General features: G+C 43.9%; 11 protein-coding genes and 1 tRNA gene. 5 read left to right on the forward strand and 7 right to left on the reverse strand.

What is annotated here, in order from left to right; genetic code table 11:
- Positions 1 to 14: 14 nt before the first annotated feature.
- Both lpxD and V7S75_RS06580 read right to left on the reverse strand, forming a co-directional pair.
- Positions 15 to 1,028 (reverse strand): UDP-3-O-(3-hydroxymyristoyl)glucosamine N-acyltransferase, encoded by a 1,014-nt coding sequence (gene lpxD, locus V7S75_RS06575; protein WP_459512425.1) that lies wholly within the window; start codon positions 1,026 to 1,028, stop codon positions 15 to 17.
- A 25-nt stretch (positions 1,029 to 1,053) separates the two neighbouring features.
- Positions 1,054 to 2,301: an HD domain-containing protein gene (locus V7S75_RS06580; protein ID WP_459512427.1), complete on the reverse strand. Its 1,248-nt coding sequence runs from the start codon at positions 2,299 to 2,301 to the stop codon at positions 1,054 to 1,056.
- A 109-nt stretch (positions 2,302 to 2,410) separates the two neighbouring features.
- On the opposite strand from V7S75_RS06580, the gene V7S75_RS06585 reads away from it, so the two are divergent.
- Positions 2,411 to 2,484, forward strand: a tRNA-Ile gene (locus V7S75_RS06585).
- 373 nt (positions 2,485 to 2,857) lie between these two features.
- On the opposite strand, the gene V7S75_RS06590 is transcribed toward V7S75_RS06585, so the two are convergent.
- Positions 2,858 to 4,105: an NRAMP family divalent metal transporter gene (locus V7S75_RS06590; RefSeq protein WP_459512428.1), complete on the reverse strand. Its 1,248-nt coding sequence runs from the start codon at positions 4,103 to 4,105 to the stop codon at positions 2,858 to 2,860.
- Between the two features lie 62 nt (positions 4,106 to 4,167).
- On the opposite strand from V7S75_RS06590, the gene serC reads away from it, so the two are divergent.
- The 4 genes from serC to V7S75_RS06610 all read left to right on the forward strand — a co-directional run bounded on the left by serC (position 4,168) and on the right by V7S75_RS06610 (position 8,339).
- A complete protein-coding gene (gene serC / locus V7S75_RS06595; RefSeq protein WP_459512430.1) occupies positions 4,168 to 5,238 on the forward strand; it encodes a 3-phosphoserine/phosphohydroxythreonine transaminase in 1,071 nt (356 codons plus the stop codon).
- On the forward strand, positions 5,235 to 6,476 hold the full coding sequence (locus V7S75_RS06600; RefSeq protein WP_459512432.1) for a flavin-dependent oxidoreductase: 1,242 nt from the start codon (positions 5,235 to 5,237) through the stop codon (positions 6,474 to 6,476). Before serC ends, V7S75_RS06600 begins: the two co-directional genes overlap by 4 nt.
- On the forward strand, positions 6,476 to 6,856 hold the full coding sequence (locus V7S75_RS06605) for a DUF3237 domain-containing protein (RefSeq protein ID WP_459512433.1): 381 nt from the start codon (positions 6,476 to 6,478) through the stop codon (positions 6,854 to 6,856). Before V7S75_RS06600 ends, V7S75_RS06605 begins: the two co-directional genes overlap by 1 nt.
- Positions 6,857 to 7,010: 154 nt before the next feature.
- A complete protein-coding gene (locus V7S75_RS06610; protein ID WP_459512434.1) occupies positions 7,011 to 8,339 on the forward strand; it encodes an FAD-binding protein in 1,329 nt (442 codons plus the stop codon).
- Between the two features lie 394 nt (positions 8,340 to 8,733).
- On the opposite strand, the gene V7S75_RS06615 is transcribed toward V7S75_RS06610, so the two are convergent.
- From V7S75_RS06615 to V7S75_RS06630, 4 genes are all read right to left on the reverse strand, one after another.
- Positions 8,734 to 9,777 carry a hypothetical protein gene (locus V7S75_RS06615; RefSeq protein WP_459512436.1) on the reverse strand — a complete coding sequence of 348 codons (1,044 nt, stop codon included), beginning with the start codon at positions 9,775 to 9,777 and terminating at the stop codon, positions 8,734 to 8,736.
- A 130-nt stretch (positions 9,778 to 9,907) separates the two neighbouring features.
- Positions 9,908 to 11,044: a hypothetical protein gene (locus V7S75_RS06620; RefSeq protein ID WP_459512437.1), complete on the reverse strand. Its 1,137-nt coding sequence runs from the start codon at positions 11,042 to 11,044 to the stop codon at positions 9,908 to 9,910.
- Between the two features lie 293 nt (positions 11,045 to 11,337).
- Complete coding sequence (locus tag V7S75_RS06625; RefSeq protein ID WP_459512439.1) at positions 11,338 to 13,548, reverse strand: fibrinogen-like YCDxxxxGGGW domain-containing protein; 2,211 nt, start codon at positions 13,546 to 13,548, stop codon at positions 11,338 to 11,340.
- Positions 13,548 to 14,135, reverse strand: a complete 588-nt coding sequence (locus V7S75_RS06630) for a hypothetical protein (protein ID WP_459512440.1) — start codon at positions 14,133 to 14,135, stop codon at positions 13,548 to 13,550. The genes V7S75_RS06625 and V7S75_RS06630 overlap by 1 nt, the downstream gene beginning before the upstream one ends.
- Position 14,136: the final 1 nt, after the last annotated feature.

A 14,136-nucleotide genomic window follows, 5' to 3' on the forward strand; every position in this document is an offset into this window, starting at 1 on the left:
AAGAAAGGGTACGCTTATTTAATTTTATTAATTTTTTCAAATAGCTCCGGTAATTGTCGGATTAATGCGCTACGTTTTAAATTGTCAACATTATTTGTTGCAGGAAAACCACCCATGGTTTGGCCGGGAGTTTTGATTGATTTCGTGACGCCGGATTGTCCTGTAATGATGGTTTTGGGTGCAATGCTGAGGTGACCAGCAATGCCAACTTGTCCGCCGATGAGGCAGTTTTCACCTATTTTTGTAGAACCAGAAATCCCCGTTTGTGCTGCGATGGCGGTATTGGCGCCAATCTCTACATTGTGGGCAACTTGTACTAAATTATCTAATTTGACACCTTTGCGAATGAACGTAGAACCCATGGTTGCACGATCAATTGTGGCATTGGCACCAATACTTACATCATCTTCAATGACTACATTTCCTAGCTGAGGAATTGCTTTATAGGTTCCATCTGCTTGAGGAGCATGACCAAAACCATCTGCGCCAATGACCGCATTGGCATGAATAATCACATTGTTACCAATAATCGTGTCCTTATAAATGACTACACCTGGATAAATGATGCAATTGTCGCCAATATGTACATTTTTTCCGATGCTGACGTGGTTATGTATGCTCGTATAATTACCTATGCTTGATTGCGAGTCGATTAAGGATAAGTGGCCTACAAATGGCTCTTTTCCCATTTTAATTCCCCCAGCAATATGAGCTGTTAGGCGAATACCTGTTTCACGCTCCGACATCATTTCTTGGTACTTTTGTAACAAGATTGTAAAAGCCACATAAGGCTCTTTGACGCGGATAAGCGTTGATTTAACGGGGGATTTTAATACTAAATCAGCTGAAACGATGACAGCTGTAGCGTCAGTTTCGTATAAATAAGGTTCGTACTTTGGGTTGGATAGGAAAGAAATACTTCCTGATTTGCCTTCTTCGATTTTATCGAAACCCGTAATGAATTGTTTTCCGTCGCCTTCTACTGCTCCTTGAATCATGGTCGCTATTTGGTCAACGGTAAACTTCATATAGGGTATGTGGAATTAAGAATGATTATGCGTTCAATTCACCTTGCAAATATACGCTCTTTGGGCAACAAAAATAGTATTTTTTCACAATCTTGCTCAAGGCTTGTATCGTTGGGAGGTCAGATGCCTCAGTTAGCTCGACCACTTGACCTAGTTTATCGACGATTTTAATCGTGTTATCTCCTTGCACATAGGCTGAGTTACTGGTAGAACCTTCGATGACAAAGTAAGATAATTCTTCATCTGTAATTTGTAGCGTTGATTTGATCTCATCGGAGATCTCTGTGCGTTTTGACTTGGGAAGCGGTTGGCTCCCAAGTTTACAGGTAAACAATTTCCGACTCAAAAAGTGGGAGCATAATAGCGACAAGATTTTATCGTCAGAATCTTTCCAGGTTTTAATAGCAGCCCAAACGTCATGGTCATCTAAATCTGTGAAGGCGATTAATAGCTTAGGATCTGCGCTAAATTCTTCCCAGGTGTATTCTTTGCTTAGGAATTGCATCAAAGCTTTGGAGCAGCTCAAAGGTTTAGCTTGATTAATGAGGTATTTCGCCCGACGAAGAATTTGAATCAACATTGTTTCTGCGGCAATGGCAGTTTTGTGTAAATACACTTGCCAATACATCAAACGGCGCGCCATCAAAAAATTTTCAATGGAATAAATTCCTTTTTCCTCCATCACAAGATTCTCGTCTTGTAGGTCTAACATACTTAATAGACGTTCAGAGCCGATAAATCCTTCGCGCACACCTGTGTAAAACGAATCACGGGAAAGGTAATCTAAGCGGTCAACATCCAATTGACTTGAGATCAACTGATGAAAAAACTTTCGTGAATAGGAATCATCAAACATAGAGATTGCCAAACTTAATCGGCCATCAAAATGTTCGTTTAATTTCTCCATGATGAGATTTGAGATCTCCTCATGATGAACATGGTTTAGTAATGTATATTCCAATACATGGGAAAAGGGGCCATGTCCGATGTCATGTAATAAAATGGCAATTTCGGCCGCTTCCATTTCGGCGTCAGAGATGGCATAACCTTTGGCCTTTAAATTATTTAAAGCTTCGTCCATGAGGTGCATGGCACCTAAAGCATGGTGGAAACGTGTATGATGCGCACCTGGGTAAACAAATTCGGCTAGGCCTAATTGTTTGATTCGTTTCAAACGTTGAACGAAGGGATGATCGATCAGTTTGAGGATGAAAGGGTTATTGATTTTAATGAAGCCGTAAATCGGATCATTGATGATTTTAGTAGGAAACATGGTAACGAGCTAGCGTTTTTTCAAGCCTTAAATTTAGAAAATATTCGCTCCAAATTAGTTCGAAAGCAATAATTAATTAATTTTGCAGCACATTAGTTCAATCTAATGGGGACTTGTAGCTCAGTTGGTTAGAGCATCTGACTCATAATCAGGGGGTCCATGGTTCGAGCCCATGCTGGTCCACGAAGACACTCATCTGAAAAGGTGGGTGTTTTTTTTTGGACCTTAAACCTTAGACTTTAGACTGTAGAGACGCGAAACCTCGCGTCTAATCCCCAGGTTAAAACCTGGGGATATAAATATTGGTTATTAGACTTTGGACTGTAGAGATGCGATACGTCGCGTCTAATCTATAAAACTAATAACCCCAGACTTCAGTCTGGGGTCGTAGACGCGAAGTATCGCGTCTCTACAAATAAGGGATTCAGACGCGAAGTATCGCGTCTCTACAAAAAGGGATTCAGACGCGAGGTATAGCGGCTCTACAAAATGGGATTCAGACACGAGGTAATGCGTCTCTACAAATAGCCAACGTCCAACGTCCAACGTCTAATGTCTAATATAGTACCCCCAACGCCACCGCCGCCGCGGCCATCAAAAGCATCGCGATGGTCCCCATCACATTCAGGTAGCGGGTATTCGTATATTCACCCATGATGGATTTGTTATTGGAGATGTGTAGAATGATTCCGATCAACACAGGTGCCGTTACACCATATAAAATTGCTGTATAAATCAAGGCCTGAATAGGTGAGATGCCTATGTAATTCATCGACAAGCCCAATAAAAGGGAAATCATAATGATGACATAAAAGCCTTTGGCCTCATGAAATTTTTTATCGAGTCCTTGTTCCCATCCAAATGTCTCCGCATAAATATAAGAAAGCGCGCCACTCAGCACAGGAATTGCTATCAAACCAGTTCCAATCACGCCTGTTGCAAATAAGAAATAGGCCAAATCCCCAGCCAAGGGTTTTAAGGCCATCGCAGCTTCTTCCACCGTGTCGATTTGATGTATGCCAGCGCCGTATAAAACGGTTCCTGTTGTCAAAATGATGAAATACATCACAAATCCCGAAAAACCCATTCCGAAATCCACATCCTTTTCCATGGCATGAATCAATCGCTTATTCACCATCAAATGCTTCTTCTTATGTTGCATTTCTTCCACTTCCACGGATGCCTGCCAAAAGAATAAATAGGGGGAAATCGTCGTTCCCAATATCCCCACGATGATGGCCAAGTAGGCTTTGGAAAATTCAAATTTAGGGATAAACGTTGATGAAAGAATTTGGCCAAAATCTTGCTTGTAAAGAAAGGGGACCACAAAATAGACCAACATTACAATGCAAAGGTATTTGAGTGTTGAGGCAATTTTTTGGTAGGGTAAATAGATGATGAGTCCTAGCAAAATGATTGTGAACAATACACTAAAATAGGTCGCTTCAATTTGGGGAAATAACAAATTTCCCACAGCCCCCATTCCGGCAATATCCGCCCCAATATTCATGATGATTGCTGGTGTGCTAAACAACAACATGATGTATAATACAGGTTTCGAATAATGCTTTTTTAAAGTTCCTGTTAATCCTTGAGAAGTGACTAAGCCAATTCGCGCGCACATTTGCTGAATGGCCGCCATCAATGGAATTGTAATGATGGTCGTCCAAAGCGTCATAAGACCAAACTGCGCACCAGCTTGTGAATAGGTAGCAATGCCGGATGGATCATCATCACTTGCTCCCGTGACCAAACCGGGTCCCACTGATTTCCAAAACTGTTTAATTTTTACAAATTGGCTCATGCTTTTTTATTGATTTTTGTCAACTCCTACGCAGTTTAATGATATTTTCCTATTTTCGTGTTATGCGTAAACATAATTTTAGTCCGGGTCCCGCGACCTTACCTGCTGTCGTTTTCCAACAAGCCGCTGAGGCACTCGTCGATTACAATCAATCCGGTTTAAGTATCGCTGAAATTAGCCATCGGGCGCCTGAATTCATGCAAATTATCGAGGAAGCCAGCGCGCTTGTTCGTGAATTATATCAATTACCTGATTATTTTGAAGTGCTTTGGTTACCGGGCGGCGCGAGTTCGCAATTAGCTGTCGCACCCATGAATTTATTGGGACTAAACGATTCCATGGCCATCGTGGATACGGGTTTTTGGGCACTGCGGAGCATCGATGCCGCACGTGAATTAGCCCAGGTGCATGTATTGGCCTCTGCGTCAGAAACGCATTATGATCGTATTCCAAAGAATTGGTCATTACCTGCTGATGCCAAATACTTACATGTGGTCTCCAACGAAACCATCGAAGGAATTCAATACCATCAGTATCCGGATGTGGATATTCCCTTGGTGGCGGATATGACCTCCGACTTCCTGAGCAAACTTTTGGATGTAGATCGTTTTGGAATCATTTTTGCTTCCGCGCAGAAGAATTTTGGCATTGCTGGAATTACTTGTGTGTTGGTGAATACCAAAGTCCTCCCATCCATCAGAGATCGCAAAGTCCCTACGATTTTTGACTATCGTACACATATTCAAAATCAATCGCTTTATCATACGGTTCCTACTTTTCCTGTTTATGTTGCTTTATTGATGTTGCGCTGGATCAAAGCGGAAGGTGGATTACAGGAAATGCAACGCAGGTCGATTGCAAAATCAGCATTATTATATGCGGAAATTGATCGAAATCCTTTCTTTGAGGGAATTGCTGTCAAAGAAGACCGCTCGGTGTTGAACGCTTGTTTCCGTGCGATTAATCCGGAAATCGAAAGCCAATTTTTAGCACATTGTTCAAAAAATAATGTGGTGGGTATCAAAGGATTTCCGACAGTTGGGGGCTTTAGAGCCTCCATGTACAATGGCATGGACATCGAAAGTGTCGAATTGCTCGTTGATTTAATGAAAAATTTTAAACCTGAATTATGAAAATTATCATTGCTGGTGGAGGAATAGGTGGTTTGGTGACGGCAATGCGCTTGCACCAAGATGGCCATGATGTGCATGTGTTTGAATCGGTCAAAGAGGTGACTCCGCTCGGGGTGGGTATCAATTTATTACCGCATTGTGTTCGAGTTTTGACGAATTTGGGTTTGCAGGATAAGATTGCGCAGATTGCCGTCGGAACGGAGGAGTTGGTATATGCCAACCGACAAGGCCAATTTTTCTGGTCGGAGCCCCGCGGAAAGCATGCCGGTTATCGCTGGCCGCAGTTTTCGATACACCGTGGTAAGTTTCAGGTTTTGTTGTGGGAAGAAGCCATGTGTGTTTTGGGGCCAGATAAATTGCATGCCAATGCACATTTGCAAGATTATGAAGATTTGGGCGATCAGGTCAAAGTGACTTTCGTAGAGAAGGAATCAGGTGAACATTTAGCTGAGGTTGTTGGGGATATTTTAATCGGTGCCGATGGAATTCATTCCACGTTACGGAAGAAATTATATCCGGATGAAGGTGGTGTAGTATTTTTGGGGAATGTTTTGTACCGAGGAACGGCGCGTATGAAACCCTATTTGACGGGAGCTTCCATGGCGATGATTGGTTCGATGAAGCAGAAAATGGTAATTTATCCGATTTCAAAAGAATTGGATGAAGATGGAAACCAACTTATCAACTGGGTTGCCAATTTACGTCAGGCGTCTGGAAAGGAGATTACGGTGCGCGATTGGAATCGAACTGTAGGGAAGGAGCAATTATTGGAAATATATCAAGCTTGGCAATTTGATTGGATCAATGTGCCTAAAATGATTGAGAATACGAACGGAGGAATATTCGAATTTCCGATGTCGGACCGCGATCCATTGCCTCGTTGGTCTTTCGGTCGGGTGACTTTATTAGGTGATGCAGCGCATCCGATGTACCCGATAGGCTCAAATGGTGCTTCACAGGCGATTTTGGATGCGGATGCTTTGGCAATAGCCTTACAAAATCATGTTGATGCGATTGAAGCATTGAAGGCTTATGATGCGGAACGTGTGCCTGCGACGGCTCAGGTGGTGTTGCAGAACCGACAAAAGGGTCCCGATTTTATCATGGATTTGATGGAAGAACGTTTTCCAAAGGGATTTCAAGAAGGCGAGGTACCGCATGCCGAATTGGCCGAAGTGATGGCCCATTACAAGAAAGTTGCCGGATTTGATGTTGAAACCTTAAATGCCAAAGCCTGATGGAATTGAAATTATTTTTAGAAGCTGAGATTGTGTTAGGTGAAGTTCAAGACTTAGGAACTCGAAGAATCGTCCGTGTGATGGGTGGTAAGTTTTGGTCGGAGGACTTAAATGGAACTATCCTAGAAGGAGGCGGTGATTGGCAGCAGATTCGTGCAGATGGCGTGGTAGAAATTGATACGCGTTATACCTTGAAAACAGATGATGGAGCTTTGATCTACTTAACAAATCAAGGCTTGCGCGATGGGGGTTATATGCGGACTTTTTCGCGATTTGAAACCAATGATGAACGCTATACTTGGTTGAATAAGCGCCTATTTGTTTCCGATGGTGCCAAAGTGGTTGGGGTGGTGAAGCATAGCTTTTTTGAAGTCCTGTAGAGACGCGATACTTCGCGTCTTTTTCCCCAGGTTAAAACCTGGGGTTATAATAATTTTAAACTCAGGTTTTAGCTTGGGGATCCTTAAGCTAAAACCTTGGGGGGTACCTTTTAACTCTTAACTCTTACCTCTTAACTCTTAACTCTTTTTACCTATGAAACGAATTGAATTTATTAAATCCTCAGCCCTTTTGGCATTCAGCGGATCGCTATTGAGTTTTCAAAAGGCAGATACGGGTCTCACCAACTGGGCAGGCAATTTGCGCTACCATGCGAAGCAGGTAGTGTATCCAACAACCATTGAAGAATTGCGGAAAGCGGTGCTGGAAATTAAGCAAGGAAAGGCTTTGGGATCGAAGCACTCGTTTAATACGGTGGCGGATACGACGGAGACCTTGATTTCTACTTCCAAATTGAACAAGGTCATTTCATTGGATACTGCCAAAGGCCTTGTTTGGGCAGAAGGGGGGATTAAATACGGGGATTTAGGATTGTGGATTGACCAAAGAGGCTATGCCATTCATAATCTTGCATCTTTGCCCCATATTTCGGTGGCGGGTGCTTGTGCTACTGCAACGCACGGTTCGGGTGGTACGACAGGTAATTTATCTACGGCGGTTGAGGCCATCGAGATTATGAAGGCGGATGGGACTTTAGTTTTGTTTGATAAAACGAATCCCAAATTTTATGGCGCGGTGGTGAATATTGGCGCTTTGGGAATCGTGACCAAAGTTGCCCTGAAGGTATATCCTCGTTTTGAGGTGACACAGGAAGTATATGAAAACTTACCCATATCGGCATTGAAGGGAAATATTGATACGATTTTTGGCCTTGGTTATTCCGTTTCCATGTTCACGCATTGGTTGGACAATAACATCAACCAATTATGGGTCAAGAAAAAGGTAGAGGGTACTTTCAAACCAGGTCCGAAAACGATCTTGGGTGCGACGGCAGCTACGACCAATTTACACCCGATCAAAGTAAATTCTCCGATTAATTGTACGGACCAAATGGGCGTTCCCGGTCCATGGTATGAACGTTTACCGCATTTCAAGATGGGTTTCACGCCTAGTAATGGCGCTGAATTGCAGTCGGAGTTTTTTGTGCCGCGCAAACATGCCTATGATGCTTTGGTGGCTTTGGAAAAATTGCATCCAGAAGTCTCGCCCATCTTATTTGTGACAGAAATTCGCAGCATCGCGGCGGATGAATTATGGTTGAGCCCCGCCTATAAACAAGACGTCATCGCCTTCCACTTCACTTGGAAACCCGAAACGGAAAAGGTGATGGCTGTTTTACCTAAAGTGGAAGCGGCCTTAAAACCGTTCAATTACATGCCGCATTGGGGTAAAATCTTCACGATAGCGCCTGCAGATTTACATAGCCGATATCCGAAATTCAAAGATTTTGTGGCTTTAGCGAAGGAGATGGATCCGGCAGGGAAGTGGAAGAATGGGTTTTTGGAAAGGAATATATACTCCTAGACGTTGGACATTAGACGTTAGACTTTGGACTTTAGAGACACGATACCTCGCGTCTATTTCCCCAGGTTAAAACCTGGGGTTATAAAATATGGGTCGTTAGACATTATACTGTAGAGACGCGATACCTCGTGTCTATTCCTCAGGTTAAAACCTGGGGTTTTTTATTCTTAACCCCAGACTTTAGTCTGGGGAATCGATGCATTTTATGCGTCTCAAACTTTGGCAATCCTGAAAGGTTTGCCAAAGAGCAAACTTCCAACGTCTAATGTCTATAACGTCCAGTGTCTAAAGACGCGAAGTATCGCGTCTCTACAAAGGTTTGCGAAAGAGCAACCGTCCACTGACCAATGTCCAAAGTCCAACGTCTAAAGACGCGAAGTATCGCGTCTCTACATTAAATCAGTTTCTCAATCGAAATCATATTACTCGAATACCCCGGCCCAATCATCGCTGTTATTCGAAAAAACCGACCATTGGTATAATCTCGGATATAATAAATGGCAACATCACCTTCTTGTCCAAAACTCCAGGTCTGTCCTCCGGGATAGCTCCAAGTTGAATTCACTGTTTGGGATTTGTCTGAATAATAGGTAAATCCATTAGTCCCAGTGGCACCATTGTAGGTGGTATAGGCTGAAACTATGGCTGTAAAACTAGCTCCTGTGGTTCTAATGACAAGACTCCTAGAACCAGCTGTTGTAATCGTAGCTTGAAGATCTCCAAAGGAAACAGCGACTCCCGCATCCGCATATTTCGCTACCCGGTCAGGTTCAATGGGCAGATTGCCTGAAACCTGTTTCATGTATACACGATCATAATCTCCACCATCTCTACTTCCAATGATCGATACAAGTAAATTATACGTAGTTCCCGCCACGAGGTTCACTTCTACTTTTCCGTTATATTCGACATGCACATTGTTATTCGCACTGGTTTGTGAATCGGTTGCTAAATCTGTTGTGCCTTGCCTCACTTTGAACGTTATCGTGGCAGAGGCTTGATTATAATAAGCTGTACTTGAAAAATCAAACAAATATCTACCAGAAACGGGTACTGTAAAACTAAAGCCATTGGCATTACCGATGTCGCCAGCCGCTGTAGAATATGTTTTGCTATATAATTTGACCATATCTGATGCTTGTAGTCCTGCACCCGTTGCCGTAGCAATCGTCGCCCAGGCTGCACCATTCCAATAATAATATCCTGCTGGTACGTTTAAATTAGCCCCATTATTATACACTAATAAGCCTTCGGCTGGATTTGTGATGGGACTTGCCACCGTTAAACTGGTAAGCGTGACGCGAGGTGGTAAAAAACCTTTATTGGAGGCACTTACATCCAATTTTGCTGATGGATCTGGGCTCGTGGTGCCTATGCCCGTTTGAGCCATGGTTTTTATGGCTGAAAGAAGAGAAATTAAAATGAATAATTTTTTCATCGTTTTTGTTTTCGCGATTTCGCGTCTTTACAAAGGTTTTCCAAAGAGCAAACATTCCAACGTCCAACATCTACCGTCCAACGTCCAACGTCTAAAGTCCAACGTCTAAAGTCCAACGTCTAAAGTCTATTTATGTACTTAATCGTTCAATCGATATAAAGTTCTTCAAATAACCCGGCATAATAATCATCGTTACCCGATAAGTTCTACTGTTGGTCAAATCCGTAAAATGATAAATAACTGTATCTCCCCATGATCCAAAACTCCAGCCAAACATAGAGCCACTCATCGTTGTTGTATAAGTAACTGGCGTTGTCGTCCGATCGGTGTTAGCGGTCCCAGCTTGATTGGTATAAACACCTTGAACATATAAGCTCAAAGAGCCTGAAACTGTTCCTACACTTAATCCTCTGCTTCCACTCGTCGTTACTGTAACCTTTAAATTATCCAAAGAAACGGTTATACCGGCATCCACGAATTTTGAAACTTTATCAGGTTCAATGGCCTGATTCCCAGATATCACTTGAATATCAAACCAAGGGTATGATCCGGTTGTAAAATAGTCCGCACTTCCTCCCAGTTGGTTCGTATTGGATTGTTGGAGTACACGATAAGAAACAACTGTTGTTGCTGATGTGGTTATGATTGCTTCTGCCATTCCACCCGTCGCTCCATAGGATGCCCCACTGGTTGGTGGATATGCTGAGGTTGAACTTCCTATATACGAACTGGTTGATTCATTGTACCAACCAAGTTGTAATCTAGTTTCTGCCGATGACGTTTGAAAATTTGGAACCTGAGCCATTAGTCGATAAGTTCTACCGGCTGCCAAGGTAATTTGCCCCGTGGATGTATTTAAACTAATATCTTGTCCCGCCACATTATCTACTTGCGTAAAAACAACGTTATTACCTGAAGCTAGCCCCGTCGTTTGTGCTGCTGATCTTGACCCCCGCATGTAGGACGAATAAACCCCTGAACCGGTCGCCGTAGCGATGGTGGCCCAATTGCTCCCGTTCCAGTAGTAATAGCCCGCTACGAGGTTCGGATTATTGCCCGTATTATAGACCAAAAGACCCGTTGCTGGATTTGGAATCGTGCTATTATCTGTTTGAGAAGTCAGCGTGACGCGAGGAGGAAGGAAACCTTTGTTTGATGCATTTACCTCTAACTTCGCGGATGCATCTGGGCTCGTGGTGCCTATGCCCGTTTGGGCCATGGTTTTTATTGCTGAAAGGAGAAAAATGAGAAAGAATAAATGTTTCATCGTAATTAATTTTTTGAGGCGATTTCGCCTCGTTTTATGCTTGTAGAGACGCGATACCTCGCGTCTTTTTCCCCAGGTTAAAACCTGGGTTTTTATAATATGGGTCGTTAGACATTGGACTTTAGACTGTAGAGACGCGATACCTCGCGACTAATTCTTTAAAGTTATAAATTCTTCTAACGTCCAACGTCTAAGGTCTAATGTCTAATAGACGCGAAGTATCGCGTCTCTACAAAGATTTGCCAAAGAGCAAATGTCCAACGTCCAGCGTCTAAAGTCCACCGTCCAATTCCTTACCTCACCCAATACCATATAATCCCCGGATTCGCCGCATATCCCCCTAAAGTTCCAATCCACGGTGCCGGAGCATAGTATTGATTATTGGCAATCATAGTTCCCCACCAATTACCGGTACCACTGGCCAACGAATAAAAGCCGGTATTAGCACCCACATAACCATAATATGGCATGCGTTGGGAAATACCATCGTTATTTGTATTGTAAGCCCATCCACCCCAATTCGTATTATTAGTGATGTTCGTATTAGCATTGCTTGTACTGACAAAACTGTAGGCAGCGTTGGCAGTCCAAATGCCTCCGTAACTTCCCCGACTATAGGCATCGATCATGTATTGAAAGCCCGTTGAGCTTTTTTTAATGTAATCCGCCCACTTGATAATGGAATAATTGGATGTGGATGTACTGGTGATATCGGCATTTGTCTTGAAGGGCATCGAAGCATTTAAATCGATCGCATTGGCATAGGTCCAGCCGCCATACGACGAGTTTTTAAGAATCAAGGTCCATCCTCCGCCATCCGTCGTCATGTCGGCAAAAATTTCAATAGGCGTTCCCCCATTGATGTTGGCATTCTTAATCCAATAGAATCCATCCGGAGAGTTCGGATAATCCTGCTTGATTTGATAGGCACTCGATGAGGCCGTCTCCGGACTTAATCCCGAATTATCCGGGTAGAAGCGCTGTTTGGTTGAATTAAAATTGTTGGTAATCTCCGCCTGTGTCAATTCCCGGTTATAAACCTTGAAACTCGCGACGTTCATGTTCATGTACCAGTTGGCGTCAAAGGTCCAACTCGATATCCGACCGGCTCCGGAATTGAAGACGGAATTGACCGTACTAAACGTTCCAGCGATTTGACTCATCGTCTCACTCGTTCCGTTGATGTAGATTTTATTGCCAGCGTTTGAACCTGCATTCATCACACAAACAATATGTTTCCAGGCACCTTCTATTCCAAGTGTGGTAGCCCGCGCACTTGTTATTCCATATTGGTCACCTCCAGCCGTATTGTATCCGATATTTCCGCCGTAAGTCCAAAGGTCATATTTGCTGAAACCAAAATACATGGATCCTCCCGGTGCGTTCAAGGAATTCGTTTTCACCCACATTTCCACCGTCACGACATTGGTCGTTCCAATATTTGCGGTAAAATTCGCATAACTCGTTGTTCCATTAAAAACGATAGAACCGCCATTCGCCGCCTGGTATGTGGTATTTGCCAAGGTGACATTGGAACTAATGCCTGATAAATCAGTCCATGTCGTTCCTGAACCAGGATAACTACTTGGATTCGCCGCATCAAGATGCAAGACTAAACCCGAATTAGACAAACAGGTAATCGTCACGCTACCGTCGCCCGTCGTATTGGGAGTCCCAAAACTATTATGGCCATTCGTCGATTTGGAGGATCCGCCACCTCCACCGCCATTCGCCGCACCTCCTCCGGCACCCCCGCCGCCACCATAAAAACCGGCTCCACCACCACCTGCTCCTGACCAAACGGTACCTATTCCGCCTGCTCCTCCGTTTATATTGCTTCCATCGCCTCCGTTTTGTGCGGGTGCATTGTCATAGGCATAACCGCCTACGCCCACGGCTGCAGGCGTAGCTCCATAGCCATATTGGTAGCGGCTTGACGTTATATATCCCAAGTTACCAACCCCATTGGCCGCTGTCCCTGAAGTAGTATTTAAGGCAGCACCACCCGTATAGCCTGTCGTTCCGCCATTGCCTGCACCTCCTCCACCTCCGCCGGCTATGATGAGCGCATTGGTATTGCTGGGACTACTCGAAGTAAAAACACCTGATAATCCGCCACCTGCTGCTCCATTGGCGGTAGAGCTATTGGCTACACCACCAGCTCCCGCAAAGCCATATTTGGGTGTCGCGGATGTTCCCGGAAATCCACCTACCACAACATATAAAACCTGTCCAGGTGTTACATTTAACGTAGATGTAATATTAGCTCCTGCACCGCCTGTTTGGCCTCCGCCTCCCGTGCCTCCTTTAGCACCAACGGCATTGACTTGGATGGCGGTGACCCGATTAGGCACAACGAATTGTTGGATCGCTCCCGTGTATGGGAAGGTGTAGATATGCGTGATTTTAGGCTTGCGCATAGCCGCCTGCACGCCGGCGTGTTGGCCTAAAACCGCCATGCTCTGGAATAAAATCAGGGTCAATATGTAAGTGAAAACGCGCATTAATAAATCGTATCTCCAAAAACAAATCCGGTTGTGGTACTATTCATGACCAAACCCATGACACTATTTGTCGCTCTCGAAACCAAGCCATTCGCTGAATTGAGCGTTGTGCCGGATGCCGTCAAGGTTAAACTTCCTGTCCCTGTTTGAATGAATTGGCAGGTAAACCCAACGGGTAGGGTAGGTACCGTAATGGCGACATTTGAGGCTGAACTAATCGTGAAGATCTTATTATTATCGGACGAACTCAACGTAAATGCAGCTGTTTTGGAATTGTCGATGATCAATCCCCCAGCGATTTGTACCCATGCGGAACCATTGTAAAAATAATAACCCGGAACTACGTTGTTTGGGATGGAACCCGCTGTGGCCGTATTGTAAATCAATAATCCGGCTACAGGTGAGGCTATCGTTGAAACATCCGTCGCACCAGTTAAGGCCACACGAGGTGGGAGGAAACCTTTGTTGGTGGCATAGACCTCCAACTTCGCGGATGCGTTAGGCGTGGTGGTTCCGATGCCCGTTTGGCCTTTGACCCAAAATGTTCCCAAAAACAAAAGCAAGAAAAATACTTTTTTAAAGTTCATT

This window comes from Aquirufa sp. TARAVU-A1A (assembly GCF_054558675.1).

Coding starts and splice junctions, on each gene's coding strand:
- lpxD (WP_459512425.1), bottom strand. CDS start 1,028: ATGAAGTTTACCGTTGACCAAATAGCGACCATGATTCAAGGAGCAGTA.
- V7S75_RS06580 (WP_459512427.1), bottom strand. CDS start 2,301: ATGTTTCCTACTAAAATCATCAATGATCCGATTTACGGCTTCATTAAA.
- V7S75_RS06590 (WP_459512428.1), bottom strand. CDS start 4,105: ATGAGCCAATTTGTAAAAATTAAACAGTTTTGGAAATCAGTGGGACCC.
- serC (WP_459512430.1), top strand. CDS start 4,168: ATGCGTAAACATAATTTTAGTCCGGGTCCCGCGACCTTACCTGCTGTC.
- V7S75_RS06600 (WP_459512432.1), top strand. CDS start 5,235: ATGAAAATTATCATTGCTGGTGGAGGAATAGGTGGTTTGGTGACGGCA.
- V7S75_RS06605 (WP_459512433.1), top strand. CDS start 6,476: ATGGAATTGAAATTATTTTTAGAAGCTGAGATTGTGTTAGGTGAAGTT.
- V7S75_RS06610 (WP_459512434.1), top strand. CDS start 7,011: ATGAAACGAATTGAATTTATTAAATCCTCAGCCCTTTTGGCATTCAGC.
- V7S75_RS06615 (WP_459512436.1), bottom strand. CDS start 9,777: ATGAAAAAATTATTCATTTTAATTTCTCTTCTTTCAGCCATAAAAACC.
- V7S75_RS06620 (WP_459512437.1), bottom strand. CDS start 11,044: ATGAAACATTTATTCTTTCTCATTTTTCTCCTTTCAGCAATAAAAACC.
- V7S75_RS06625 (WP_459512439.1), bottom strand. CDS start 13,548: ATGCGCGTTTTCACTTACATATTGACCCTGATTTTATTCCAGAGCATG.
- V7S75_RS06630 (WP_459512440.1), bottom strand. CDS start 14,135: ATGAACTTTAAAAAAGTATTTTTCTTGCTTTTGTTTTTGGGAACATTT.